General features: G+C 66.2%; 26 protein-coding genes, 1 tRNA gene, 2 pseudogenes and 1 other annotated feature. Of the genes and pseudogenes, 18 read left to right on the top strand and 11 right to left on the bottom strand.

The annotated features are described in order from the left end of the window. Positions 1 to 257: 257 nt before the first annotated feature. The 3 genes from EDD41_RS03680 to EDD41_RS03670 all read right to left on the bottom strand — a co-directional run bounded on the left by EDD41_RS03680 (position 258) and on the right by EDD41_RS03670 (position 1913). A complete protein-coding gene (locus EDD41_RS03680) occupies positions 258 to 665 on the bottom strand; it encodes an integrase core domain-containing protein (protein WP_211336574.1) in 408 nt (135 codons plus the stop codon). A 199-nt stretch (positions 666 to 864) separates the two neighbouring features. After that, a complete protein-coding gene (locus EDD41_RS03675) occupies positions 865 to 1170 on the bottom strand; it encodes an AzlD domain-containing protein (RefSeq protein ID WP_123574996.1) in 306 nt (101 codons plus the stop codon). Next, positions 1167 to 1913, bottom strand: coding sequence for an AzlC family ABC transporter permease (locus tag EDD41_RS03670; protein WP_170165231.1), 747 nt, complete (start codon positions 1911 to 1913; stop codon positions 1167 to 1169). Before EDD41_RS03670 ends, EDD41_RS03675 begins: the two co-directional genes overlap by 4 nt. A gap of 234 nt (positions 1914 to 2147) precedes the next feature. Here EDD41_RS03670 and EDD41_RS16740 point away from each other — a divergent pair, with 234 nt between their 5' ends. Then, positions 2148 to 2792, top strand: a complete 645-nt coding sequence (locus EDD41_RS16740) for a hypothetical protein (protein WP_170165230.1) — start codon at positions 2148 to 2150, stop codon at positions 2790 to 2792. A gap of 10 nt (positions 2793 to 2802) precedes the next feature. Here EDD41_RS16740 and EDD41_RS03660 read toward each other — a convergent pair whose 3' ends face one another. Further along, positions 2803 to 3147, bottom strand: a complete 345-nt coding sequence (locus tag EDD41_RS03660) for a TraR/DksA family transcriptional regulator (protein ID WP_123574993.1) — start codon at positions 3145 to 3147, stop codon at positions 2803 to 2805. A 155-nt stretch (positions 3148 to 3302) separates the two neighbouring features. Between EDD41_RS03660 and EDD41_RS03655 the strand changes: the two genes are divergently transcribed. Then, positions 3303 to 3914 (top strand): serine O-acetyltransferase, encoded by a 612-nt coding sequence (locus tag EDD41_RS03655; RefSeq protein WP_170165229.1) that lies wholly within the window; start codon positions 3303 to 3305, stop codon positions 3912 to 3914. Positions 3915 to 3953: 39 nt separating this feature from the next. Here EDD41_RS03655 and EDD41_RS03650 read toward each other — a convergent pair whose 3' ends face one another. Then, the gene (locus tag EDD41_RS03650) at positions 3954 to 5249 is read right to left on the bottom strand and encodes a hypothetical protein (protein WP_148060463.1); all 1296 of its coding nucleotides are present in this window, start codon (positions 5247 to 5249) and stop codon (positions 3954 to 3956) included. A 67-nt stretch (positions 5250 to 5316) separates the two neighbouring features. Then, positions 5317 to 6231 (bottom strand): annotated as a pseudogene (locus tag EDD41_RS03645) (IS3 family transposase); the annotation flags it as partial. Next, positions 6136 to 6265: a sequence feature (AL1L pseudoknot), on the bottom strand. (Overlaps the previous pseudogene by 96 nt.) Positions 6266 to 6290: 25 nt before the next feature. On the opposite strand from EDD41_RS03645, the gene EDD41_RS03640 reads away from it, so the two are divergent. Beyond that, on the top strand, positions 6291 to 7379 hold the full coding sequence (locus EDD41_RS03640) for a tyrosine-type recombinase/integrase (RefSeq protein WP_211336573.1): 1089 nt from the start codon (positions 6291 to 6293) through the stop codon (positions 7377 to 7379). Then, positions 7376 to 9226, top strand: a complete 1851-nt coding sequence (locus tag EDD41_RS03635; RefSeq protein WP_123574989.1) for a tyrosine-type recombinase/integrase — start codon at positions 7376 to 7378, stop codon at positions 9224 to 9226. The genes EDD41_RS03640 and EDD41_RS03635 overlap by 4 nt, the downstream gene beginning before the upstream one ends. An 8-nt stretch (positions 9227 to 9234) precedes the next feature. Here the strand turns inward: EDD41_RS03635 and EDD41_RS03630 are convergent. Both EDD41_RS03630 and EDD41_RS03620 read right to left on the bottom strand, forming a co-directional pair. Then, a pseudogene (locus EDD41_RS03630) lies at positions 9235 to 9528 on the bottom strand (transposase); the annotation flags it as partial. Positions 9529 to 10170: 642 nt separating this feature from the next. Further along, positions 10171 to 10839 (bottom strand): alpha-ketoglutarate-dependent dioxygenase AlkB family protein, encoded by a 669-nt coding sequence (locus tag EDD41_RS03620; RefSeq protein ID WP_245995525.1) that lies wholly within the window; start codon positions 10837 to 10839, stop codon positions 10171 to 10173. Between the two features lie 125 nt (positions 10840 to 10964). Here EDD41_RS03620 and EDD41_RS03615 point away from each other — a divergent pair, with 125 nt between their 5' ends. The 13 genes from EDD41_RS03615 (at position 10965) to EDD41_RS03555 (ending at position 23365) form a co-directional block, all read left to right on the top strand. Then, positions 10965 to 12656, top strand: a complete 1692-nt coding sequence (locus EDD41_RS03615; protein ID WP_245995524.1) for an ABC-F family ATP-binding cassette domain-containing protein — start codon at positions 10965 to 10967, stop codon at positions 12654 to 12656. A 498-nt stretch (positions 12657 to 13154) separates the two neighbouring features. Then, positions 13155 to 13349: a hypothetical protein gene (locus EDD41_RS16530; protein ID WP_148060462.1), complete on the top strand. Its 195-nt coding sequence runs from the start codon at positions 13155 to 13157 to the stop codon at positions 13347 to 13349. Next, a complete protein-coding gene (locus EDD41_RS03605; RefSeq protein WP_123574591.1) occupies positions 13346 to 14419 on the top strand; it encodes an IS3 family transposase in 1074 nt (357 codons plus the stop codon). The genes EDD41_RS16530 and EDD41_RS03605 overlap by 4 nt, the downstream gene beginning before the upstream one ends. Positions 14420 to 14477: 58 nt before the next feature. After that, positions 14478 to 15122, top strand: a complete 645-nt coding sequence (locus EDD41_RS03600) for a hypothetical protein (protein ID WP_148060461.1) — start codon at positions 14478 to 14480, stop codon at positions 15120 to 15122. Then, the gene (locus EDD41_RS03595; protein ID WP_123574984.1) at positions 15119 to 15988 is read left to right on the top strand and encodes a hypothetical protein; all 870 of its coding nucleotides are present in this window, start codon (positions 15119 to 15121) and stop codon (positions 15986 to 15988) included. Before EDD41_RS03600 ends, EDD41_RS03595 begins: the two co-directional genes overlap by 4 nt. 60 nt (positions 15989 to 16048) lie before the next feature. Further along, positions 16049 to 16119, top strand: a tRNA-Gly gene (locus tag EDD41_RS03590). A 168-nt stretch (positions 16120 to 16287) separates the two neighbouring features. Next, positions 16288 to 17871 (top strand): trigger factor, encoded by a 1584-nt coding sequence (tig, locus tag EDD41_RS03585; protein ID WP_123574983.1) that lies wholly within the window; start codon positions 16288 to 16290, stop codon positions 17869 to 17871. A 90-nt stretch (positions 17872 to 17961) separates the two neighbouring features. Next, complete coding sequence (locus tag EDD41_RS03580) at positions 17962 to 19269, top strand: AI-2E family transporter (protein WP_094763804.1); 1308 nt, start codon at positions 17962 to 17964, stop codon at positions 19267 to 19269. A 127-nt stretch (positions 19270 to 19396) separates the two neighbouring features. Then, positions 19397 to 19963 (top strand): ATP-dependent Clp protease proteolytic subunit, encoded by a 567-nt coding sequence (locus tag EDD41_RS03575; RefSeq protein ID WP_211336699.1) that lies wholly within the window; start codon positions 19397 to 19399, stop codon positions 19961 to 19963. 8 nt (positions 19964 to 19971) lie between these two features. Continuing rightward, the gene (locus EDD41_RS03570; protein WP_179110587.1) at positions 19972 to 20619 is read left to right on the top strand and encodes an ATP-dependent Clp protease proteolytic subunit; all 648 of its coding nucleotides are present in this window, start codon (positions 19972 to 19974) and stop codon (positions 20617 to 20619) included. Positions 20620 to 20701: 82 nt separating this feature from the next. Further along, positions 20702 to 21976, top strand: coding sequence for an ATP-dependent Clp protease ATP-binding subunit ClpX (clpX, locus tag EDD41_RS03565; protein WP_094763802.1), 1275 nt, complete (start codon positions 20702 to 20704; stop codon positions 21974 to 21976). Then, positions 21976 to 22371 carry a hypothetical protein gene (locus tag EDD41_RS03560; protein WP_094763801.1) on the top strand — a complete coding sequence of 132 codons (396 nt, stop codon included), beginning with the start codon at positions 21976 to 21978 and terminating at the stop codon, positions 22369 to 22371. Before clpX ends, EDD41_RS03560 begins: the two co-directional genes overlap by 1 nt. Positions 22372 to 22441: 70 nt before the next feature. Further along, positions 22442 to 23365 (top strand): 2-hydroxyacid dehydrogenase, encoded by a 924-nt coding sequence (locus EDD41_RS03555; protein ID WP_123574981.1) that lies wholly within the window; start codon positions 22442 to 22444, stop codon positions 23363 to 23365. Between the two features lie 10 nt (positions 23366 to 23375). Here the strand turns inward: EDD41_RS03555 and EDD41_RS03550 are convergent, their stop codons facing one another. The 3 genes from EDD41_RS03550 to EDD41_RS03540 form a co-directional block, all read right to left on the bottom strand. Further along, positions 23376 to 23819, bottom strand: a complete 444-nt coding sequence (locus tag EDD41_RS03550) for a GtrA family protein (RefSeq protein ID WP_211336572.1) — start codon at positions 23817 to 23819, stop codon at positions 23376 to 23378. A 29-nt stretch (positions 23820 to 23848) separates the two neighbouring features. Further along, on the bottom strand, positions 23849 to 24064 hold the full coding sequence (locus EDD41_RS03545) for a hypothetical protein (protein ID WP_094763799.1): 216 nt from the start codon (positions 24062 to 24064) through the stop codon (positions 23849 to 23851). Positions 24065 to 24212: 148 nt separating this feature from the next. After that, positions 24213 to 25124, bottom strand: coding sequence for a DUF2382 domain-containing protein (locus EDD41_RS03540; protein WP_123574980.1), 912 nt, complete (start codon positions 25122 to 25124; stop codon positions 24213 to 24215). A gap of 328 nt (positions 25125 to 25452) precedes the next feature. Between EDD41_RS03540 and EDD41_RS03535 the strand changes: the two genes are divergently transcribed. After that, positions 25453 to 26016 (top strand): hypothetical protein, encoded by a 564-nt coding sequence (locus EDD41_RS03535; RefSeq protein WP_123574979.1) that lies wholly within the window; start codon positions 25453 to 25455, stop codon positions 26014 to 26016. Positions 26017 to 26022: the final 6 nt, after the last annotated feature.

Genomic DNA, 26022 nt, shown 5'->3' with positions numbered 1-26022 from the left:
TTGTGCGACTGGCTCTTCATGTCCATCACTACGCGGTGGGGTCCATTTCGGTGCTCATTGGCTGGGGGAGTGTGGCGTGAATTTGTCGCGGCCCTCGCAGGTGAACCACCCCAGCATGTCGGAGACGCCGACAGTCCCGTCACGAGGACTCAACACACCACGGAATGATGATGCCGGGCACCGAGGAGGGGAGGGCTTGGGGACGCGCCAGGCATGAGGGGCGCCCTCCTTGGCGATCGAGCAGGTGCTGTCCCGCGTCAAGCAGTTGGCAGGATTTTCGGGCTCGGGAAAGTTGGGGATGTCGGGTCCGCCAGCCCGCGGTGGACATCTGAAGGCCGGTTCCAGGACAGGCGTTCGTGTGCTCGCACGGTGTTGAAGTCGACGCGGTATGCATCGGCTTCCCGGACCAGGTCGAGGGCGTCGTCGATCTGCTCGCGGTGCAGCCGCTCGTACCTCAGGCCCTGGAAGGTTCGTTCGCGGACGCCGTTCTGGCCCGGCGTCCTGACGCGAGTCCGAACATGCCTCAGCTCAGGATGTGCCGTGATGAAGTGTTCGAACCGGAACGAGCGGAACAGTCCGCCGTTGGCGGTGACCAGCGTGATCGGGACGATCTCACCCGTATCGGGATCAGTCAGATGCTCGGCCATGGACACGCCGTCGAGCATCGCTCGGCCTCCGCGAGTCGCATTCGACCCCGGCGATCGCGTCGTGCTGGTTCGCGGTGGGTGACCAGTGCCAGCCGAACTCGTACTTCGAGTAATAGTCCGCGACCCCAGCTATCCGCCAGGTCCCACCATCGACAGTCTCGTAGTCACGGAAGTCGGATTGCCAGACCTGGTTCGGCCCCGTGGGTATGGGCCAGGACTACAGGCCCAGCAGGGCCTCCACAACCACGACGGTTCCTGCGGCTGCGACGGTGACCTCGCCAAGGCTCCGTCCGCGCATGGCGACCAGGCTCGCCACGATCAGGGCCGCCAGGCCCGAGACCGGGCTGCGGGTGGCCAGCACCATGGCCGGCACCGTCATCGCGGTGAGCACGGCGTAGGGCAGGTAGAGCAGGAAGGACTGCCACCACACGCTGGTGATCTCACGCTTGATCAGCAGCAAGGGAATCACGCGGAGCGAATAGGTGACACCGGCCATCACCAGGATCCACACAGCCAGGCTCATGCCTCCACCCCGCTCTCGGGTGCCGGCGGGCCGATTCGAGCCTCCGGACGAGGCCACATCGTGGCCGCCCACGCCGAGGCGATCAGGGTGACGATGATGATCTGCCATCCCGTCGGGATGTGGCGCACCACGGGGAGCCAGTGCATCAGGCAGCTCAGCCCCGCCGCGGCCAGCACGGTCCACAGCACCGGGCGCGAGGACTTCGCGACCGGAACCACGATCGAGACGAACATGGCATAGAGAACCACACCGAAGGCGGCATTGAGCAGCGGCGGGAGGATGGAACCGAGCAGCACGCCCACCACTGCTCCCGACGTCCAGCCAAGGATCGGCAGCACCATCATCGACAGGTAGCTCGTCACGGTGACCCGGGGACGTCGGATTGCCAGGGCGTAGATCTCATCGGTGATGCCGGCCGCGATCAACATGCGCTGCCACCACGTCACGGAGGTGTCCAGGCGTTGCCCGAGTGAGATGGACATCAGTAGGTATCGCAGGTTGATCAGGAAGATGGCGACGCCCACTTCGAGCAGCCCCGCGTGATCGGTCCAGAGCGTGACACCGACGAACTGCCCGGAGCTCGACAGGTTGGTCATCGAGATCACCGCGGCGCCGAGCGCTTCGATCCCGGCATGGGCACAGTAGACACCGAATGCGAGCGACGTCGCGAAGTACCCCACCGCGATCGGGATTGAGTCCCGGAGCCCGGTGCTTACCTCCGATGGCAAGGGCGTCTGTGGCACGGAATGGAGCCTAGCCCTTTCTGGTACGCACGTATCATTTGGGGTTGCCCCAAGAGGGGAGCAGGTCGTCTTCCCAGTTGGTGCGTGTGGTTGTGAGCGGCGAAGTCCAGCCAGCGACGGCGGGTCTTCCTGAGCCGTCCCAAGGGCTTTGGTGACCGATGGGAATCGGGCTAGCCTGCAGGAATCCAAGCCCCAGGAGGTGAAACGGTGATCACAACGGTGGACGGTCCTATCGTGATTCCGCTCCAGGAGGGGCGTCGCGAACGTCGCCTCGCAGCCGGTCGTCTCCTGCTCCTTCCCCTTGCCGTGGCGGCTTCGGCCTTCTTCCACCCCGTTGCGTGGTGGGGCTGGCTCTCAGCGGCCATCTGGGTCGCGGGTACGGCCTACTACGTGCTGCGCCGCCCCGACGTCGAATCATGTCGGTTGGAAGGCGAGGAGTTTGTGCTCGACGGTAGCTCTGGTCAGCGGCGGATTGCTGCCCGGAAGGTTGCCAGGGTGGTGAGCTTCAACGATCAGGAGTTCCCTGTGCTGGTTCTGGAGGACGGGCGAACCCTGCCCCTGTCCGCCAAGCCGCTCTGGCGGGACACCGCCTACCCGACGGCCAGGGTCTTGGCGGAATGGGTCAAGCAGCTGGGTGGCGGTTCGGGTCAGTTGGTGGACCCGAGGATCCAGCGGATGTCCTGGAGGCCGGCAGTGGGGCTCATGTTGGGCATGGCAATTCTGCTGTCCTGCTGCCTCAGCGCCATCGCGAACCATCCGACGCCCAGGATCGCCCAGAGCCTCGGCTACTTCACGGGATTTGTCCTGGTCCGGGTGCTTCAAGCGCGCAGAGAACCCACCATCACCAAGGACTGGACCGGTACCCCCAGGCCTTGGTGAGCGATCCCATTCAGACGTCGGCGTGCTCCATGCACCGGGTGGACCACGGGCGGAAGTCCAGGCGCGCCTCGCCAATCGGTTGGCGACACACGTCGCAGTTGCCATAACTGCCCTCGTCGAACTTCGCCTGGGCGCGCTGCACCTGGTCGAGCACCTCGGCGAGCGCCTGCGCTGCGGAGGCGTCCTCCATCTGCTGAATGGCCTGGGTGGTTCCCTCGCCGATCCGCTTGCCGAAGCCAATGGTGGCGCCGCCCTCCACCGGGCGGGTCAGCTCGGAGATCCGGGAACGCAACTCGGCGGCCTTTACGGCCAGTTCCGCCCGGACGGTGGTCTCGTCGATGGATGGATCGGACATGCCCAGACCCTAGCTCGCACACCGCCTGACGATCTCGCGGAGACGGTGTCATTTCGTCCTCCGACATGCGGGCACCCTTCACTCCGGCCTGCGGCCCGGGTTAGTTTCGAGAGGTTGAGTCATCGACGAACTGTCCGAACGGGGGAGTGATGGACATGCAGAACATGACGAACGGCCCAGAAGGAGAGGAGCGGGTGGCCGCCCAGCGGTGGTGGGTGGAGCGGCTGGCGCAGCGGTGGCCCGGCATCGACGTGATCCGGGAAGACCGGCAGACCAATCACGGCATGAAGACCCCGGGAGCCCAGACCGTCGTCTTCCACCGGCTCGCGAACTGGGGCCAGATGCCCGGGGCAACCCGGGCAGGGGCCGCAGTACTGTCACGCGTGGGCAGGGCCGGGCTGCTGATGGCGCGCAATGTCTACGGTATCGAGCTCCCCGCAGAGACGACGGTTGGCCGGCGCGTGAAGCTGGCCCACCAGAGCGGCATCGTCATCCATCGCGACGCGGTGATCGGCAATGACGTGGTGATCCGTCAGAACGTGACCATCGGCCTTCGCGGCGACGTGGACGGTGACCAGGCCGCGCACGTCCCGCAGCTCGCGGACGGGGTCGACGTCGGCGCCGGGGCCGTCCTCGTCGGGCCGATCCACATCGGGGAGAAGGCCGCGATCGGTGCCAACGCCGTCGTCACCCACGATGTCTCGGATCATGGTCGTGCGGTCGCGCCCCGCACGGTGATCCAGGACGCCAACTCCGTGCCCCAGTGAGTCGCGTCGGCTTGGCTGCCGGGCATGGGCGAATTTCAGTCAGAGACCAGTGATGCAGACCGTGGCCGAGGTCAGCGGGGTCCACTTCCCAGCGAAAGCGCCCTCGAGGAGGCGTGCGTGAGGGGCGCCATTGATGGTCGACAGGGCATCGGCGCGGGCCATGCTGTTACGGGTCCATCTTCTGGTGACGCGGGATGTGACGCGGCCCGCAGGATCGTAGGTGTATGCGGTGATGTTGGTGTTCGCCTTGAATGTCAGGGGTATCGGTCGGTGGGTGAATGGCAAAAAATCAGGTCGTTCGCGGTCGAGTGCTTCTCCCCGGAGAGTCATGCCCCTCACCGACGCTGCCTGTCGTGCCCGACCCGGCTGTTCGGCCACCCACCAGCCAGTGAGCGGGCCGTTTGCCATTTGACTCCACACCGGCTGTCCGGGCCCGTAGCGCCACCGAGTCTTGGTGGTCAAGAGCAGTTCGCGGGGTGTGGACCATCGCTTGGCGGCCAGGGGCGTCCCATCGGAGCGGGTCTGGCGCACGTAGAGGATTGTCCGACTCGGAAGGAACAGCGCGTGGGGCCGACCACGGGAGAACTCGTTCCAGGTAAAGCCTTGATTGACGTTCCAGTCACACATCAGCCCATCCATCACATGGGCAAACGGCAGATGACCTGAGACCTGCCACATCGATGAGAAGGTAGCCAGATTCACCAAGTGGTACAGCCGCGATGCGTAGTTGCCTTCAGCGAAGTAGCGGCTGATCATGCCCGGCTGCCGCACCACGTCAGCGCAGTGCATCATCGTTGCGCAGACCCCGGCGTTCACCTTTCGGATCAGGTCGTTCTCCCCGATCAGCTCCCCGTAGGCCTGGACTCCCCACCAACCGGAAGGGGTGCCGTTGATCACCTTCGTGATCCCGCCGTCCTGCAGCGGGTATTCCTCCGGCCACAGATAGCCGTCAGAGTCCACGGCCATGAACCATGGCAAGGAGGGATCGTTCTTGTCCTGGCCGACCGAGTAGGCGGCCAACAGCTGATCCGCGAACGTCTTGAACTCGGGCGCCTTGGTCAGGTAGTAGATGCGAGTGGCCTGGTTCAGCACCCGCGAGTTGGCAAAGCTGGTGTACCACGGGTTGGGCATCGTCCCGGTCAGGCCACCCCCAAGACGGTAGGGAAACTCGTACTTGGGGAACAGAGCAGTGCCATGGGGAGTCGGACGACGAGTGGCACGCTTGCAAAGTCCACGAATCACTCCCATGGCCTTTTCGAGCCATTCCCGGCGACCTGTCTCGACGTAGTTGTTGAGCCAGTCCCCCGAGATGGTGGTGGCGTGGATGACGTGCAAGGCCCACTCCCGACCGGTCATCTTGGGGTGAACCGCCCCGGGGTGTCCGGAGACTTGGTTTGGTGGCTCAGGCGGTGAGCTTGAGCCGATGGTAGTGGAGGTCTTCGGCCTGCATCGGGGTGAGGTCGTCCAGGGCTTCGTGGGGGCGGATCGTGTTGTAGAAGTCGACCCAGCGCAGGGTCTCGAGCTCGACGTGCTCGACATTGCGCCAGGGGCCCTCGGGCCGGATCAGCTCCGCTTTGAACAGCCCGATCGTGGACTCGGCCAAGGCATTGTCGTAGGGGTCGTGGTTCGACCCGACCGACGGATCGACGCCGGCCTCGACCAGCCGTTGGGTGAGGGCAAAACTGACGTACTGGGACCCGGCGTCGGTGTGGTGGACCAGTCCCGTGAAGCTGGTGATGCCTTGCTGTTTGCGTGACCACAGGGCCTGTTCCAGCGCGTCGAGGACGAGGTCGGTGGTCATGCGCGTGGCAGCGCGCCAGCCCACGATCTGGCGGCTGAACACGTCGATCACGAACGCGACGTAGACCATCCCCGACCACGTCGGCACGTAGGAGAAGTCCGCGACCCACAACCGGTTGGGCCGGGCAGCCCAGAACCCCCGATCGACCAGGTCAGCCGGTCGCGGTGTCCCGTCCGAGGGCATGGGCTTGAACCTGCGCCGACGTGTTGCTCCTTGCCAGCCCTGGGCGCGGTAGAGCCGCTCGATGGTGCAGCGGGCTACGTCATGGCCTTGCGAGCGCAGGAAGATCCACATCTTGCGCGCACCGAAGCGGGTCAGGAACCGGTTGGCTTCGCGCAGCTGGCGCATCAGCTCGACCAGCTGCTGGTCCCGACGGGCCCTGGCCGAGGATCTGCGTTGGCGGGCCTCGTAGTAGCTGCTCGGGGCGATCTGGTAGCCGTGCTCACGCAAGACCTTGCAGATCGGCTCGACCCCGAACCGGTCACGCTGGGCGTCGACGAAATCGACTAGTACCTGCCGGGGCGGTCGAGCTCCGCCGCGAAGAAAGGCTTGATATGTAGGTGATCTTGACCCCGGTGGAACAGCGCGGCGACGCGGCGGTGACGATGGTGGTGTCGTCGAGCGGCTGGGGGCCGGTCATGGTTGGGTTCGTGCCGAAGCTGGTTTTCGTGGAGGGGCAGCCACCCAGGTTGGGTGAGCCGTGGACCGACGAGTACCTGAAGTTCACCGCGGCCCGCCTACGACCGAATTCGGTGCTGGCTCAGGCGTTCGACTTGAAGGTCTTCTTCACCATCGTGGGCAAACCCCCGGTCGAGGTCGACACGGCGGATGTGTTGGCCTTCATCGAACAGCAGCGTGAACCTCGCCACGGCGGCAACGTGGTCCGGCTGGTCGACGGCGAGCCAGGCCTGGCAGCTTCGACCATCAAGCGCCGGCTGGCGACGGTCACGTCGTTGTTCGACTACTTGGTCACCCGCGGTGTCTGTGAACGTCAGCCGGTTCCACGGTCGATGACGCCCCGGTCACGGTCGTTGCGGGGCTCGCCTCTGGTCCGGGCTCCGAAACGGCTGCCACAGGTGCTGCCGCCGGGTGAGGCGGTCGCGTTGATGGGCGCATTGCGCACCGAGCGGGACCGGGCGATGGTCACGCTGATGCTGCATGCCGGGCTGCGACGCTGTGAGGTGCTGGGCCTGCGTCTGGCAGACATCCAGCTGGGCGATGGACGGGTGTTCGTCCATCAGGGCAAGGGCGGCCACGAACGTATCGTCCCTGTCGTTGATGCGTTCTTCACCCACCTGGCCGCCTACTTGACCACCGAACGGCCACCGGGGTGTGACACCGGGCTGGTGTTCGTGGTGTTGAAGGGGCCCCGCCGCGGCATGCCGTTGAGCGCAGCAGGGCTGGATGAAGTCCTTGCTGGGGCCCGTCAACGGGCGGGGTTACGCCACGCGACCTGCCATGAGCTGCGTCACACATGCTTCACCCGGCTGAGGGAGGCGGGCATGGCCTTGGAGGCGATCCAGGCGCAGGCCGGCCACGCCAACCTGGAGACGACCCGCATCTACCTCCACTTGTCCAACGACTGGCTCGCTGACCAGTACCGCGACGCCATGCACGTCCTGGCCGACATCTACCCACCCATCGTCGAAGGGCCACGCCCATGACTGCTGTTGCCCCTGTCAGCACCAGTGCGGCTCTCGATGAGGTGACGGCCTCCTATGTTGCGGCTGCTTCCAGTTCAGCGTCGGCGAAGGGCCGGCGCTTGGCGGCACAGCGCTTCGGACGGCTGTTCGGTGATCTCGACGGCTGGAACCACGCCAGTGTCGAGCAACGCCGCCAGGTCCGCACCGAGGTGATGTCATTCGCAGCGCATGCTGCCATCGCCACCAGCCTGCCGGTCACCCCGGACTTCGTCTCCCAGTCATGCTGTCACTGGGGCATCTACATCGCTGACGCCTACCCCGAGCAGCGCGACAGGTTCGCCACCCAAGCGCTCGAGCTGGGCTTCACCACGAAACAGAGCCGACGCATGTGGTCCCACCTGGCGCGCATCTGCGCGATCGCCGGCACCAGCCCTGATGCCCTGACCACACAGACCTACCAGCAGGCGCGCACCAGCTACTTCGATGGCGTGATGGCCTCCCGAGCGAGCGCGCCGCCCCGATGCTTGTCGACGCCGCTGTTCGGCCTCGACGCGGTGATGTTCCACCGCGGTCAAGCACCCCTACCAGCCATCCGCCGGCCATGGGCGGCGCGCAGCGCCGCCGAGGTCGACTGGGAACAGATCACCACCCATGTCCCCGTGATGGCGGCCACGATGCGCCGCTACCTGCAGCAATGCCACGCCTCGCTGCGGCCCTCATCAGTGGCACTGTTCGAGACCACGCTGCGGCAGTTCGCCGGATACCTCATCGCCCACCACCCCGATGCCGAGCGCATCGCCGACCTGCACCGCTGCCACATCGAGGGCTACCGGGACTGGCTCGACCAACGACCCGGCTACCGCGGCCAGCCCGGGTTGTCGAAGACCACACTGGGCATGCGGATGGGTCACCTGCACACCTTCTTCACCCGCATCACCGAATGGGACTACCCCGATGTCCCCACCCGCGCTCTAGTCTTCCGGGAAGACCGTCCACGCTTGGACAAGCCCCTGCCGAAGTTCCTCGACGATGCCCGCGCTACCGCGTTCATGGCCGCCGCAGCCCAGCTACCCGACGAACTCGACCGGTTGATGATCCAGATCCTGGCCCGCACCGGCATGCGCCGCGGCGAACTACTCGGCCTGCGCATCAACGCCGTCGTCCAGATCGGCACCGGCTACTGGCTTCGCACCCCGGTCGGGAAACTCCACACCGACCGCTACATCCCCCTCGACCCGGCCCTCAAGACCCTCATCGACACCTGGATCGCCCACCGCCCGTCCTGGCAGGCCAGCGACCTGCTCCTGCTCGAACGCGGACGGCCCATCCCACCAACCCGCGTCGACAAAGCTGTCCAGAAAGCCGCCACCGCCGCCGGTATCGGCCACGTCCACCCCCACCAGCTGCGACACACCCTCGCCACCCAAGCCATCAACCGAGGCATGAGCCTCGAAGCGATCGCCGCGCTGCTCGGCCACGCCGACTTGTCGATGACGATGGTCTACGCCCGCATCGGTGACCGCACCGTCGCCGACCAGTACTTCCAGGTCACCAACAAGATCGAAGCCCTCTACCAAGCCACCGAGCCCGCCATCCCCGTCCTGCCCGCCGAGGCCGCCGGTCCAGCCATGACCGCCCTGCACGCCGAAGTCGACAAACGCCTGTTGGGCAACGGCTACTGCCGCCGCCCCGTCGAGCTCGACTGCCGCTACGAAACGATCTGCGAAACCTGCCCCATGTTCTTCACCACCCACCACCACCGGCCCACCCTCATCGCCCAACGAAACGACGCCTGCGCCAAAGGACAAACCCGCCGCGCCGAGATCTACACCCACCTACTCGAAGACCTCGATCACGCCACCGCTTGACACCGATCACCCACATAAGCCGAGGCTGCCTTCAAGATCTCGTTCGCGCGGCGCAGTTCGGCGTTCTCCCGCTTCAGCCGTTTCAACTCGGCCGACTCCTGACTGGTCACCCCAGGACGGACGCCTTGGTCGATCTCGGCCTGGCGCAGCCACTTGCGCAGCGTCTCGGGCGAGGTGATCCCCAACTTGGCGGCCACCGACCTGATCGCGGCGAACTCAGTCTCGTGCTCCTCGCGGGACTCCATCACCAGCCGGACAGCCCGCTGGCGCAACTCGGGCGGGTACTTCGAAGGACGTGCCATGAGAGTGATCCTTTCAACGAATTCACTCTCCGGACATGCCGGGGCGGTTCAGGGTTGTTGTAGAGCGGGATGCCGTCGATCTGATGACTCATGGCATCCGCGTGGACGAACTCCGGTGGAATGACATGGGAAGGGCGATTCTTGACCGTCAGTTCGCTCCGCAGGCTCTTGTCGAGCGTGAGTGGGAGGCTATGGAAGGTGCCAATCCCCGGGAGCGTGCTCTTCCCGAATGACTGGTGCGGGAGGATGAGTTGGTCTGGGGATTCCTGGGCTGCTGCCTCGAACGCGGAGCAATACGGCAGGACGGAGGCGATGCTCATACCAACGGCTGAGCCAAGTACGGTGCGTCGCGTGGGGCCATTGGCTGCGTTCATTGTCTGGGGCTGCTCCTCGGAGGGTGTTGCGCTAACCACAGACCACGGTGCAGCGGTCAATGATGCACTGTCTGCTCCCCCGAGCTGTCTTCGACATCCTAAACAGCGACAGCTGCAGGCGGTGTCGCTTCAGCCCTCCGACACGCGCAGCCTCACGATGCGTTCAGGCGCGCTTCAGGAATGGGGTGAATTTCTATCCGCGGGGACGTGCTGGGCACCCCACGCCAACTCCTTGCCCCAGTGACGGGCGCGTCGGCTGGGCTGACGGCTACTGCAGCCCGGAGACGCGCAGCGTGATGTTGATCCGCCCCGGAGGTAGACCGAGACCGGCCGGGGCGGTGTCCGGCATGATCCGGGTCACCCCATGGAAGGCCAGTCGCGACGGGCCACCGAAGACGAACAGGTCCCCCGAGCGCAGTTCCAGGTCCACATAGGGCTTGTTGCGGGTCTCGGTGTTGCCGAAGCGGAAGCGGCAGGAGTCTCCGATGGAGAAGGAGACCACGGGTGCCGGGGCGCGTTCCTCCTTGTCCTGGTGCATTCCCATCCGCGCCGACGGCTCGTACCAGTTGACCAGGGCACAGTCGGGCACATAGCTGCGGGCAGCCTCGTCGTCGCCGGTGGCGCGCAGCAGGGCACGTTGCCCCAGCCGCACCATCCAGTCAGGTACCGGGGGGACGAGCTCACCGTTCTGGTCGACCGCCCGTCGGGTGAGTCGGCCGGGATTCCAGTGCCACCCCAGGCACACGCTCTGCACGCTCATTGGGTGCCCACCGATCAACGGGTAGCGGGGCGGCACGGGCCCGCGTCCCCATTCGTCGAATCGTTCGACCAGCCACCGTTGTTCGTCCAGTGACAGGAATCCCGGCACGTGATGCGCCCCGTCGGGCAGGTCCACGACGGGGCGGGGTGCCTCCTCGAAGAGCGGATCCATGGACATCACCCCCTCATCTTGCCAAGCGCAGGAAATGGGCAACCGAGTGGTCGCCAGAAAATCGGTGGCGCGTTCTCCTGTCGGGAGGCACAGTGGTGCGGGTACCGCGTCCCGGCGTTCAGGAGGCCCATGTGTTCATCGATCCCGGTTCTTCCCACCAAGGAGCACACCTGCGGATCGATGGATTGTCCAAGTCCTATGCGGGCCGCCGGGTGCTCACCAATGTCAGCTTCGCGGTTGCGGCGGGGGACTGCGCTGCACTGATCGGCGAGAACGGACGAGGCAAGTCCACCATCCTGCGGCTGGTCGCGGGTCTGGACCAGCCGGACGGGGGTGAGATCGATCGTCCCGCCAACTGGGCGCTCCACCATCAGCAGCCGCCCTTCGCCGGAACAGACAGTCTGGCCGCCATCCAGCGGCTGGCCCTGGCTCCCGTGCGGCACCATGCCGACGAGGTCACCCGCATCGGCGAGGCGATGGCGCATCGTCCCGAGGACGAGTCCCTGGCGCTGGCGCTGTCCCAGGCCATCGTGGATGCCGAACGCACCGACGCCTGGCAGGTGGACCACCGCTGGGAAGTGCTGCTCGACGGCCTCGGCCTGGCGGGACTCGCCCCGGACCGGACTGCCGGTGAACTGTCGGGTGGCCAGAGGGCCCGGCTGTCCCTGGCGTGGGTCCTGGTGCGTCGCAGTGAGTTGCTGTTGCTGGACGAACCCACCAACCACCTGGATGACCGCGCCACGGAGCTGGTCAGCCAGACCATTCGCGACTGGCCGGGCCCGGTCCTGCTGGCCAGTCATGATCGCGCCTTCCTGGACGAGACGGTGACCAGCCTGGTGGATCTGGATCCTGCACCGCGGCCGCATCGCGGGGAGGGTGCCGCCGCCCCGGGCATCACGCGCTTCACCGGAAGCTTCACCGAATACCTCTCCCATCGTGCCGGCCAGCGTGAGCGGTGGCAGCGGCAGTACGAGCAGGAGCAGGCTGAACTCGACCGGCTGCGAGGCCGGGTCAGGCAGGACCAGCAGGTGGGGCACACCAACCGTGAGATCCAGGTGGAGGGCAGGGGCTCCAAGAAGTTCTACAGCGACAAGAATGGGACGGTCGTCTCCCGTCGCGTCAATGATGCACGTACTGCCCTTGACCGGCTGGAGCAGGAACAATTGCGCAAGCCACCACGTGAACTGCGCTTCCGCGGACTGGATGCCGCGAGGACACAGGCTGGCGCCACCGGAGGATCGGCGCAGGACCGCTCTGCGCAAGGTGGTCCGGTGTTGGTGGCCACGCAGGTGGCCGTCGACGGGCGTCTTGCTCCCGTCAGCCTGTCGATCGGCGGGCGTGACCGCTGGTTGGTGGAGGGGGCAAATGGCAGCGGCAAGTCCACGCTGCTGCGAGTGCTGGCGGGCCATCTGGTCCCGGACCATGGGAGCGTCAGTGCCCCGTCGGGCTTGAGCATCGGCTTGCTGGGTCAGGAGCCGGAGCCGGGAGATCCAGAGCCCACTGCCAGGCAGACCTATGCCTTGCGGGTCGGGGAGCAGGTCGCTGAGCAGGTTCCGCTGGGCACCTTTGGCCTGCTCCCGGGCCGCGACGAGAACCGTCCGGTCGGGCAGCTGAGCGTCGGTCAGCGACGTCGGCTGGACCTCGCCTGCGTGCTGGCCAGTCCACCCGACGTGCTGTTGCTCGACGAGCCCACCAACCACTTCTCGCTGCAGCTGGCCACCGAACTGGAGGACTCCCTGCCCGACTATCCGGGGGCCATCGTCGTCGCCAGCCATGACCGCTGGCTGAGGAGACGCTGGCAAGGGATGCGCCTGGTCCTGTGAAGTGCGGCTGAGGACCCCGGAACAGCAAGAATGATCCCGTGGTGAAGCGGCTGGGGACGGGATGCCTGGGAGTGGTGGGCGCGCTGCTGCTCGCCATCCTGCTGATTCCCTGGCCCGAGGTACCCCCGGTTGACCAGCCGCAAACTCCCCGGAGCGCTGCTCCGCGAGAAGCCGGAGATGGTCAACCGCCGCAGATGTGGCGCCCCTCCTTCGCTGTCCTGCCCCAAGGCCGGTGGAAATCCGGCACAAAGACCTCACTGCTGGACTACCACCCTGATTGGCAAGCTGGTTGTGAGTCAGGGAGGTGCCGTGATGATTGAGCAGCGGACCGCGAGGGAGCGGGCGGAGTTGGTGGCTGAGTACTTGGTGTTGCCGCAGGGGTCGAAGGGGCGGTGGCTGGATGAGCATGGGGTTTCCCAGCGGCGGATGCAGTCGTGGCGTCGGCAGTACTTGTATGGGGACTTGGAGTTGGGGTTGGAGCCTCGCGATACTGCGCGTATGAGTGCCACGGATGGGGCGGAGTTCGCCCGGTTGAAGGCGCAGTTGGCCATCGAGCGTCAGGCTCGTGAGGAAGAGGCGCGGCAGGCTCGGGAGCAGATCGAGTCGTTGACCCGGGCCAATGATGCGTTGGGAAAAGCTATCGGGCTCTTGCAGCAGCTGTCCGTCAGGCAGGGGCCCACCAACGGCGAGTGACGGGGCAGGTCAGCGCCGAGCAGGAGCGGTTCTTGGCGGCCGAACAGGCGCTGGTGGACGACCTGCGCCAGGCGGGTTGGAGCCTGCGGCGATCGTTGTCGGTGATCGGGTTGTCGCGTTCGTCGTGGCACTACCGCAGTCATCCCCGTCCCGGGATCGCCAGCCCGACACCACACCGGGGGCGGGCCTACCCGAACCGGGTCGGGGAGCAGGACCAGCAGCGCATCATCGGCCTGTTGCGCTCGGCGGCGCAGCAGGGAATCAGCGCGTATCAGGCGTGGTTCGACGCGTTGGACGCCGGGGATCCGGTGGCGTCGTTGTCGACCTGGTACCGCATCGCCCGCGCCGAACGGATCCGTTGCACCACTGCTCGACGTTCCCGCAAGCGCTCGTCGGCGATGCCGCAGTGGCATGCCACCGGCCCCAACCAGGTGTGGTGCTGGGACATCACCAAGCTGCCCGGCCGGTACAAGGGCCAATGGTTCAACCTGTATGCCGTCATTGACGTGTTCTCCCGCCGGATCATGGCTTGGCGTGTCGAGGACTGCGAGGATGACCAGCTGGCTGCCGACATGTTCACCACCGCATTCACCACGCACGGCGTCCATCCCCGCATCGTCCACTCCGATGGAGGTCCGTCGATGATGTCCGACGAACTCGCCCGCGTGTTCCGCGCGATGGGCATCACCCGCTCCCGCAACCGGCCGCGGGTCTCCAACGACAACCCCCACATGGAGTCATGGTTCAAGACCGCGAAGTACCACCGTGACTGGCCCGGATACTTCACCGACCTCGACGCCGCCCGGTCTTGGGCCGCACGTCGGGTCACCGACTACAACCAGCACCACGCCCACTCATCCCTGGCCGGCCACACGCCCCAGTCGGTTCACGACGGCACCTGGCACCAGGTCCACCACCGACGCCAAGCCACTCTTGAGGCCCTCGCCCACCGATATCCCCAACGATTCACTCAGCCACCCCACCTGGCCACACCACCCGCACATGCCTGGCTCAACCCCGACGGCATCCTCGACGAGCAAACCCGCCGCGAGTGTCTCCACACAGGTTGACAGCTTCCGCCACGGCGTGGACACGGTCTCGTTGCGGCTGGCCAACCAGGTGAATCGGATGCCCTTCCCCACGCACCATTGCCGCCTGCAACTCGGGCGGGACGCAGACCTCGCCACGACGGAAGCCCAGACCGAGCGCTATGCCGCCTGCCTGATGGCGGCCTGGCAACCCTGGTTGGCGCAGCACGGAGCGGCTTCCCTGACCCTCGTCCGGTTGAAGCACTGCGGACGTCCGGGCGCCACGAAGCTTCGTGCTTGCCGGGATGCAGACTCCTTCCTGGGCAGGGCTGACCGCGACACGATCTACCTTTCGCCACGGGCCGTGCCCCAGCGCCGTGACCTGGTGGACCTGGAACTGGTCGTTGCGCACGAGGTGGGGCACCTGCTCCAGCACCAGGTGCGGCCTCGCGAGGGTGGGGAGCAGGCGCTGGTCCTGGCCGTCGCCGACCGCGACGACAAGCGCTTGTCGCGTCGGTTCGAACTGCAGGTGGAGTGCATGTCCGTCGCCATGGTGGCCGCCGACGGTCGTCATCCCGGATTGGCGGAGCGCAATGCCGCCCTGGCCTTCACCTCCGACGACGAGCACTGGGACGCCGCACGTCACCGCGAGTGGTCACGTCGCGCCACCCGCGGCATCGTGGGGGAGTGCAATGCCACCTTGGCCCAGGACGCACTGGTCGCGCACAACGGGGCCAGACGATGAAGGGCTGTCTGCGCTGGCTCCTGGTGTTCGTGGCGGGCATCGTGACCCTGTTGTCGGGTCTCCTCTGGCTGGGGAACAGGCTGCCAGATGTCCCCGAGGAGAAGGCCGTCGCTCCCTACCGGCCATCGTTCGCGACGCTGGGATTCGGTGAGGATGACGGCACGGGGGCCCCGGAGGTGGACTACTCGGCGCAGTCCCCGGTCAGCCAACAGCTCGGGCAGCGTCTCCGTGCGGCCCGCTTCCCGTCGGCGAACTGCATCGCACCAGTGGAAGGACCCAATTCCTTTGTCCACGTGCAGGAGTCCTCACAGCGCTATGTGAACTGCCTGCTGGATGCCTGGCGTCCCTGGTTGCGCGAGAACGGAGCATCCGAGATGGGCCAGGTGCAGGTGCGCCACTGTTCCTTGGCGCCATGGGCTGGCACGAGGCAGTGCACCGATCCCCGGGGCGTCACGTGGGACGCCGAACATGGCATCTACTACTTGACCCCTGGCATGGGACCCGCCTGGTACGGCGCCGCCGACCACGCTGCGGGGCTGACCCAGATCGCCGCCCACATGGTGCAGCGCCAGGTCCGGACCCCCTCGGACCAGACAGGCGTGCTGCTGCAGGGAGTGAAGGACGAGAGCACGGTCCAGGCACTCCGGGAGGATCTGCAGAACGAATGTCTTGCAGCCGGGATCCTGGCCGCTTCTCGCGACCCGGCCGCCAAGCGGTTGGTGGCGCAGCGCAGCATCTACGACACGGGAGGGGCCCGGTGGGATGCCACGGCGCAGCGCTTCTGGCGCAAGCAGGCCACCAAGGGTGTCGTGGGGGAGTGCGACGAGATGGTGGCGGCACCAAAATTGGTCCGGCGCGCCCATTGAGCCGCGGATTGGGCACCGCGGACAAGGATCGGCTAGACTGCATGAGCCCTTTCGGGGCGTGCGGATGTAGCTCAATGGTAGAGCCCTAGTCTTCCAAACTAGCTACGCGGGTTCGATTCCCGTCATCCGCTCGGCAAGGGGATCTGGCGCACTGCGTCGGATCCCCTTCTGCATTCCCGGGGCCGACGAGTCCTCGTCGTGGCATCCCGCTCGTCGCGCGTCGCTTTGCCACTGACCACGTGCTCGCTACGATGGGGCAGTCTGCCATTTGCGCAAAATACTTACGATCAGGAGAACCTGTGCCCAGCACTGTTGAGCAGCTCAGCCCGTCCCGGGTCAAGCTCACGATTGACATGCCCTTCGAAGAACTGAAGCCGAGCCTGGACAAGGCATACGCGGAGATCGCCCAGCAGGTGACCATCCCCGGCTTCCGCAAGGGCAAGGTTCCCGCGGCCATCATCGACCAGCGCTACGGGCGCGGCATGGTGCTGCAGGAGGCCATCAACGACGCCCTTCCCAATGCCTACGGCCAGGCCGTGGTGGAGCACAAGCTGGTCCCGCTGGGTCAGCCGGAGATCGACGTCACCAACCTTGAGGACGGCAAGTCCGTGCAGTTCACCGCCGAGGTGGACGTGCGTCCCGAGTTCGACCTGCCCGCCTTCGAGGAGGTCTCGGTCGAGGTGGACCCGATCGAGGTCAGCGACGACGACTTCAACCAGCGCCTGGACATGCTGCGTGAGCGTTTCGCCACCAACAAGGACGTCGAGCGGACCGCCAAGGATGGCGACCTCGTGACCGTGGACCTCGAGGGCTCGCAGAATGGTGAGGCCCTGGAGGATGCCACCGCCGAGGGCATCCAGTACAAGCTGGGCTCGGGCGGCATGCTCGAGGGCATGGACGAGGCCATCGCCGGCCTGAAGGTGGGCGAGAGCAAGACCTTCACCTCCAAGCTGCTGGGCGGCGCCCACCGCGACGAGGATGCCGACATCAAGGTGACCGTCACCAAGGTGCAGGAGCAGGAGCTGCCCGAGATCGACGACGAGTTCGCCCAGATGGTCAGCCAGTTCGACACCGCCGACGAGATGCGTGCCGACCTGCGCAAGAGCCTGGAGAACATGGCCCGCATGGAGCAGGCCGCCGACGCCCGTGACAAGGTCCTCGAGGCTGTCATCGCCAAGACCGACTTCGAGCTGCCGAAGAACCTCGTCGAGGCCGAGGTCGAGGCGCGCAAGAACCAGGTCAACCAGCAGCTGGCCTCCGCCGGCCTGAGCGTCGAGCAGTACCTGAAGGACGCCGAGGACGAGACCGCCGAGACCGAGGAAGACTTCTGGGCCGAGATCGAGAAGCGTTCGATGGACGCCCTCAAGGCACAGATCGTCCTCGACAAGATGGCCGATGACAATGAGTACGAGGTGGGCCAGGAAGAGCTCACCCAGATGATCTTCACCAAGGCGCAGCAGAATGGCACCTCGCCCGAGCAGGAGATCCAGCACATGCAGGAGCACAACCACCTGCCCGAGTGGATGCAGGAGATCCGTCGCTCGAAGGCCCTGGCCGACATGGTGAGCGCCGCCAGTGTGAGCGACACCGCCGGTGCCAGCATCGACCTGGCCAAGATGGGTCCGGACGGCTCGCTGGTCGAGTCCGACGAGGACGACGCCGAGGCGAAGCCCGCCGCGAAGAAGGCTCCGGCGAAGAAGGCCCCCGCCAAGAAGGCCGCTGCCAAGAAGGCTCCGGCCAAGAAGTCCGCCACGAAGACGGCTGCCGCTGACGAGGAGAAGGCCGAGGCTCCGGCCAAGAAGGCCGCAGTCAAGAAGGCTCCGGCCAAGAAGGCCGCCGCGAAGAAGGCGGCCCCGGCCGCAGAGAAGGCCGACGAGGCCTGAGCCGAACAGCCCTAGACTGGACGCTGCGCACCTGGTGCGCGGCGTCCAGTCTTTTTTGTGCCTTCCCCCGACCCATCCTCAGGAGTAACCGTGCTCGAGCGCTTGCAGCGTCGGATCCGTGGCGGCGCTCATGCCGTGCCCCGCGATGTCCGGGACCAGATCTCCGCCGAACGACCCTTCGGCCCGGAGACACCCGAGGAGGCCGCCGCTCGGGTGACGGATCGCAACGCTGCCCTCCAGCGCGTCGTCGTCCACGAGGAGAGCGGCGCCGCCTCGCCATCGACCCCGGTTCGTCCGTCGTCGCCCGGGACATGGTCCGCGCTGCGGCCGTCGTCGGTGCCGCGCCTGGTCCTCGTGATGATCGGTCTGGCCGGTGCGCTGGTGGCGCTGAGGGAATTGCGGGAGCTGTCCAGCCTGGTGGCGCCGGTCTTCTTCGCGCTGAACCTGATGATCACAGCCTATCCGCTGCAGCGTGTCCTGGTTCGGCGTGGGGCTCCCAAGTGGCTGGGTTCCATCGTGGCCGGATTGGCCGTCCTGCTGGCTCTGGGCTTCGTCATCTTCGGCCTGAGCTATGGCGTGGCCGCCATGGTGGGGGAGCTGCCGAAGTACGACGACCAGTTCACGGCGCTCTACAACCAGACGTTGGCCTGGCTGACCCGTCTGGGCTTCGACCAGACGGTCTTGGTGAAGGCGCTGAAGGGGATAGACCCCAGCAGTGTGCTCACCGTCGTCACGAACCTGCTGAGCAATGCTTCCGGCGTGGCGTCCCTGGTGGTCGTGGTTCTGACCACGCTGATCTTCATGGTGATGGATGCGGCCCAGATCGAGCAGCGGATGGGGGCTGCGCGACGCTCGCACCCCAGCTTCGTGATGGGTCTGGAGAGCTTCGCCCAGGGCATCCGCAAGTACTGGTTGGTGAGCACCGCCTTCGGCTTGGTGGTTGCAGCCGTGGACTACGTGATCCTGATCGGCGTGGGTGTTCCCCTGGCGCTGGTCTGGGCGCTGTTCAGCTTCCTGACCAACTACATCCCCAACATCGGTTTCGTGATCGGCGTCGTCCCTCCGGCCCTGCTGGCCCTGGTCGAGGGGGGTTGGAAGCCGGCGGTGATCGTGGTGGTGGCCTACAGCCTGGTGAACTTCATCATCCAGTCCATCATCCAGCCCCGCGTCGCCGGCGATGCCGTGGGCCTGACCCCGACGCTGTCCTTCCTGTCCCTGCTGCTGTGGGGCTGGGTCTTCGGTGGTCTGGGGGCCCTGATCGCGCTGCCGCTCTCGCTGCTGGTCAAGGCCTTGCTGGTGGATGTGGACCCGCAGGTGCGGTGGGCCAACACGCTCATCTCGTCGCGGATCAGCGACGGGGACCCACTGCCCGCGGTGCCTACACCAGAAAGTGTGTGATCTCCTTCAGCGAACAGGGTATGGGCGCCATTGTTTTGTCCCTGCCACCGGGTAGGTTTCAGGGGTGAACGATTTCGCGACTGACCACACGATCCGCGCCGCCGGTGGCGTCGGCAGCGGTTTTGGCATGACGGACAACGTCTACCAGGCCCTGCTCGCCAACCGCATCGTCTTCCTCGGCGACGAGGTGAAGGACGAGAACGCCAATGCCATCTGCGCCCAGCTGCTGCTGCTGAACGCGGAGGACCCGCACAAGGACATCTATCTCTACATCAATTCTCCCGGTGGTTCGGTGACCGCCGGCATGGCCATCTTCGACACCATGCAGTGGATCAGCAATGACGTGGCCACGGTGGCAATGGGCCTGGCCGCCTCAATGGGCCAGTTCCTGCTGAGCGCCGGCACCAAGAGCAAGCGCTACGCCCTGCCGCACAGCCGCATCATGATGCACCAGCCCTCGGGCGGCATCGGCGGCACGGCCTCGGACATCCGGATCCAGGCCGAGCAGTCCCTGCACATCAAGAAGCAGATGGCCGAGCTGATCAGCGAGCACACCGGCCAGCCGCTGGAGCAGATCGAGGCGGACTCGGATCGGGACCGCTGGTTCACCGCCCAGCAGGCGCTGGAGTACGGCTTCATCGACAACGTCTACGAGCGCGCGTCGCAGATCACCGCCGACGCCCCGAACCAGTGAGGACCACCATGAGCATGCCCCAGCTTCCCGGCGGCCTGGCTCCGGCCGGGCCCTCCATGGAGTACTACATCCCGCAGTGGGAGGAGCGCACCTCCTACGGCATGCGTCGGGTTGACCCGTACACCAAGCTCTTCGAGGAGCGCATCATCTTCCTCGGCACGCCGATCACCGACGACATCGCCAATGCGGTGATGGCGCAGCTGCTGTGCCTGCAGCAGATGGACTCGGAGCGCCCGATCAGCATGTACATCAACAGCCCCGGCGGCTCCTTCACCGCGCTGACGGCCATCTACGACACGATGCAGTACATCAAGCCCGATGTGCAGACCGTCTGCCTCGGCCAGGCGGCCTCCGCCGCGGCCGTGCTGCTGGCCGCCGGCACCAAGGGCCGCCGGATGGCACTGCCGAACTCCCGGATCCTGATCCACCAGCCCGCCACCGAGGGCACCTACGGCCAGAGCTCGGACCTGGAGATCCAGGCCAACGAGATCCTGCGCATCCGCAGCCTGATGGAGAACATGCTGGCGGCGGACACCGGCCAGAGCATCGAGAAGGTCAGCAAGGACATCGAGCGTGACAAGTTCCTGACGGCCCAGGAAGCCGTCGAGTACGGCATCGTCGACGACATCCTGACCTCGCTGAAGGAACTCGACTGAGCCACCGATGATCGCCCCGGTGGATCTTCCACCGGGGCGACCCCCGTCGGTTAGGGTGGCCCAAGAGTTGAAAGGAAGTGGCATGGCGCGCATCGGGGAATCGGGTGACCTGTTCACCTGCTCCTTCTGTGGCAAGAGCCAGAAGCAGGTGAAGAAGCTGATTGCAGGCTCCGGCGTGTACATCTGCGACGAGTGCATCGATCTGTGCAACGAGATCATCGAGGAGGAGTTCAGCCAGGGCAGTGATGTCGGCCTGCTGGATGACCTGCCCAAGCCGCTCGAGATCCGCGACTTCCTCGACTCCTACGTGATCGGGCAGGACGCCGCGAAGAAGACCCTCGCCGTCGCCGTCTACAACCACTACAAGCGCGTCCAGGCCAGCGCCACGCTCGCGCCCACCCGCCGTGCGGGCGAGGATGAGGGCGTCGAGCTGGGCAAGTCCAACATTCTGATGGTCGGCCCCACTGGCTGCGGCAAGACCTACCTGGCGCAGACCCTGGCGAAGATGCTCAACGTGCCCTTCGCGATGGCCGATGCCACCGCACTCACCGAGGCCGGCTATGTGGGTGAGGACGTCGAGAACATCCTGCTCAAGCTGATTCAGGCGGCGGATTTCGACGTCAAGAAGGCCGAGACGGGCATCATCTACATCGACGAGATCGACAAGGTGGCTCGCAAGAGCGAGAACCCGTCGATCACCCGGGACGTCTCGGGCGAGGGCGTGCAGCAGGCCCTGCTCAAGATCCTTGAGGGCACTGTTGCCTCCGTGCCGCCGCAGGGTGGGCGCAAGCACCCTCACCAGGAATTCATCCAGATCGACACCACCAATGTGCTGTTCATCGTGGGTGGTGCGTTCGCGGGCCTGGAGGACATCATCAATGACCGGATCGGCAAGCGTCCGCTGGGCTTCAACACCCCCCAGAGCGCCCGCGAGGAGCTGGAGGATCCTTTCAGCCAGGTCTCGCCGGAGGACCTGCACAAGTTTGGTCTGATCCCGGAGTTCATTGGTCGGCTGCCGATGACCGCGACGGTCTCCCCGCTGGACAGAGCCGCGCTGACCCGGATCCTCACCGAGCCCCGTAATGCCCTGATCAAGCAGTTCCGCAAGATGTTCGAGCTGGACGGCGTCCAGCTGGAGTTCACCGACGATGCCGTGGAGGCGATCGCGGACAAGGCCCTGGAACGGGGCACCGGTGCCCGAGGTCTGCGCTCCATCTTGGAGGAGACGCTGCTGGACGTGATGTTCGAGGTGCCCAGCCAGGACAGCATCAGCCAGGTGGTCATCACCGGTGCCTGCGTGCGCGGTGAGGGCTCGCCCACGCTGGTGGCCCGCAGCACCTCCCGCAAGAGCGCTTGATGGGCAAGCAGCGTCCGGCCGCAGATGCGCCTCTGGGGACCGGGGTCCTCGGCCTGTTCATTGGCGGGCTCGCGGGGGTTCCCGCCTATCTGGGCGCGGTGCACGCCGGTCACGGTGGCACCTCCTTGGTCCTCGGCGTGGCCGCAGTCCTGTCCTTGGCGATGGTCGGTTCCGCCTTCCTGACCACCGGCAAGGTTCGAGACCGCGACCGCACCTATGGCCGGGTCTTCCTGACCTGCTTCGGCATCACCCTCGCACTGCTGGCTGCCCTGGTGACCATGGCGATGATCCAGGACACCCCGCTCGGCGACGCGGCACTCACCGCGCTGGCCTTCTTGGCGGCACCCGTTCTGGGCGCGATCGCGCTGGTGGTGGAGCGCACCATCGGTCGCTGACCTCGCTCGGGTTCCGGACGGATCCCGCAACGGTCTGTCCAAAGGCGGTCCGGCGCGGCAGGATGGATCCATGAGTCAGTCGATCCCCGTCATCACCCTGCCCACCCAGGAACTGCTCGACCGGATGCAAGAGGTCCTCGGCGAGCGCGCCGAACTGCACCTGTGGCCGATGGAGGGGCTCTCCGGCCTCGACCACATCGATCTGGCCGTCCAGCCCTACATGTCGGCTCCCAGCGTGCTGGACGTCCTCGCCGACGAGGACGTCTCCGCCGTGCAGGCCCAGTCCCTGGGCTTCGACAACGTGGACAAGCACCTCCCGCAGGGCGTCACGTACAGCAATGCCGTCGGCGTGCATGAAGGAGCCACCGCGGAAATCGCCCTGGGGCTTGTGCTTGCGGCGCAGCGCGACCTGCACATCCACTTCGCGGACCAGACGAAGGGGGAGTGGAACCAGCGCTTCACTCCCGGTCTGATGGGCCTCACGGTGCTGTGTGTGGGCGTCGGCGGCGTCGGGACCGCAATTGCCCATCGCCTGTTGCCCTTCGAGGTGACGCTGCTGCGCTCCGCGTCACGCGCCCGCACCGATGACCTGGGGCAGGTGTACGGCCCCGAATCCCTTCCGGAGCTGGTGGGGCAGGCCGACGTGGTCATCGTGGGCGCCCCGCTCACGGACCAGACGCGCCACATGTTCGACGACGAAATGATCGGCCGGATGAAGCCGGGTTCGCTGCTGGTCAACATTGGCCGCGGCCCCCTGGTGGACACCGATGCCCTCACCCGCGCCACGCAGGAGGGACGCATCCGCGCAGCCCTCGACGTCGTCGACCCGGAGCCGCTGCCGTCGGACCACCCGCTGTGGACCACACCGGGCGTGCTGATCACCCCGCACGTCGGCGGCCGCTCCACCAGCATGCTGGACCGCGTCGTCAGGCTGCTGGAGGCCCAGGTGCGGCACCTGGCGGCCGGGGAGCCGTTGGAGCACCGGGTGCTCTGAGGATGGCGGCTCAGCCGCGGCGGAAGACCACGAAGCGCATCATCGTGTACATGAAGATGGCTTCGGCCGTCGCGGCACACAGCCGTGCGAGCTGGAACTGCACGCCGACACGGTGCAGGAGCCAGGAGAAGCCCAGGACCAGCACGGTGTAGTTGACCACGACGACGATGACATAGCGGACCAGCTCCCCGCCGACGGGGGAGTGGGACTCGAAGTTGAGCGCCCGGTTCAGGACATAGGCCAGCCCCAGGGCGATGATGTAGCCGGTGCTGACGCTGACGCCATAGGGCAGGCGGAAGACGCGGTAACACAGCGTCAGCAGCCCCATGTCGGTGGAGAAGGTGAAAAGGTTGATCAGGCAGTAGCCCACCAGCGTGTTGGGGATCCACCTCCGCACGGTTGCGGGGAGCAGGCCCCACAACCCGTCGCGGATCCGGTCGAAGCGTTGGCGCACGCTGCCAGCCTATCCGGGCCCTTCGGGGGTCAGCGTTCCTCCTCGGTGACCTCGTCGTCGCGGGTGAAGGCGTGCTGCTCGTGGACGACGCCACGGGTTGTTCCGCGGTAGCCGGTCTGGTCCACGGCCACCTCGTCGCGGGCGGTCCCGCGGTAGTCACTCTGGTCCAGTTCAACCGCTCCACGTTCGACGTCGTTGTACTGCTCGTCGCTCTGGTCGGTCATCGGCGTGGGATCGGTGCTCATCTGTTCATCCTCCGGTCGGGTCGCCGGGGCGGGCGACGTCGGTGTCTTCCACTCCACGCTACCGCGCGGGCCAGGACGAGGACAGGGGAAGGGCCCCGAACCACCCAGCGGCGGTTCGAGGCCCTTGCGGTGCCCGTCAGGGGACAGGTCATCCGACCTTGCCGTCGTTGTCACGGTCAAGCTTGTCCTTGACCTTGTCGCCGAGGCCACGCTCGTCGCGCAGGTCGCCGTCGCGAGGGTCACGGTCACGCAGGTTGCCGTCCACGTCACCCTCGACCTCGATGCGCTCCTTGGCGACATTCTGGGTCACGGTCCGGTTCTCGGTCACCTGCTCCTTGCCGACGCTCACCTTCTCCACTCCGACGGTCTCCTTGGAGACAACGGGGCGCTCCTCGTGCAGCACGACCTCGGTCTCGCCCTCACCCAGACGACCGCCGTCGACGACCTCGCCGTCGGTGATGGGGGTGCGCTCCACGCGCAGCTCCTCGCGAGTCACGGGGACCTGGACGCTCTGCTGCTCGTTGACCACGTGCTTGCGAATGTGGACGCGGCCGGTCTCCACCTGCTCCTTGCCGACGTTCAGACGCTCCTCATGGCGCACGACCTCACCGTCGGCGAGGTTGGTGTCGCGGTCCATGTCGGCGCGCTCACCGACGGCCCGCTCGCCCGCGGCGGTCTCGGTGCCCACGGTGGTGGTGTCGCGGTCCTGGTAGGCGCTGAGGTTCTGCTCGATGGAGTAGTAGCGGTAGAGCTCCGCCTCCTCGGCCTCGGTGATGTGACCCTCCGGATCGATCGAGGGAGCACCCTTGATCTGGTCCTTGGTGTAGGGGACCCGGATCTCACCATTGGTCACGGTCTCGCCGCGCAGCGGGACGAAGGTCTCGTTCATGCCGAACAGACCCGTCTTGACGGTGACCCACTCGGGGCGACCGGTGTCGTCGTCGAGGTAGACCTGGCCGACGTCACCGACCTTGCTGCCCTCGGAATCAATGACGGTTCCGTAGTAGCGGTCGTAGTCGTTGACGTTGTTGTTGCGGTCGAACTGGGTGTTGTCAGTCATGTCGTGTTCTCCTTCGGCCCGGGGGCCTGTCGGTGAAACGCTGGTGCTCCGGGGGAGCCCATGTCGTTCGGACACCAATCACGCTAGGCAGGATCTCGCCGTCACACCAAGTGATTTCGCTCTCAGGGCGAAGACCTTGGCCGTGAGTGAAATCCTCATGCCTGCGGGTCAATGTCCACGAAGTATTGCCGCCCTGAGGGTGGGGTGAGGGCGTTCTGGGACCCCTATCCTGCCCTCGTGAAGCCGACGCGTGTGAAGCCGACGCCGCCAAGGTCGCTACAATCACCAAGGCCCACTTCACGGCAGGGCCGATGACCAAGGGGAGCAGATGCCAGTACGGGACAGTGGGGACTTCGTCGACCAGGTGAGCGCGGTGAAGGCCTGGGCACAGGCAGCGCATGAGATCCTGGTGGAGACCGCGGCTCAGCAGGGCACCATCGAGTACGCCAAGCTGGCACGGCAGGTGCAGCAGCGTTGCGGCATCAGCACCAAGCAGCCCACCAGCAAGTGGATCGGTCCGCTGTTGGGCATGATCGCTCGCAAGTGTGCCGCGGAGAACCTGCCCCTCCTCACGGCTCTCGCGGTACGTCGCGACGGCAATGTGGGACCGGCCTATGAGGAGATCCTTCGCTATGCACGCATCCCGGCGGTGATCGGGGATGTGGAGGAGCATGCGCTGGAGCAGCGACGAGACTGCTACCGGCAGTGGCGCGGCGTCCAGCCCACCGCGGCCACCAGCGCCCCGGCCGGCCCCACCACCGTGGTGGGCAAGCAGCCCGTCGTGAAGAGCAGTGGCGGCCGTACCCCGAAGCGCGAACCGCTCCAGGGCAACACCTGTCCCAGCTGTTTCATGCAGATGTCCCTGACGGGTGTCTGCGACAACTGCGACTGAGGAAAC

Source organism: Luteococcus japonicus (assembly GCF_003752415.1).
GTDB classification, from domain to species: Bacteria; Actinomycetota; Actinomycetes; order Propionibacteriales; family Propionibacteriaceae; genus Luteococcus; species Luteococcus japonicus.
The sequence above is the reverse complement of the archived record's forward strand: the minus strand, read 5'-3'. Positions and strand labels throughout refer to the sequence as shown.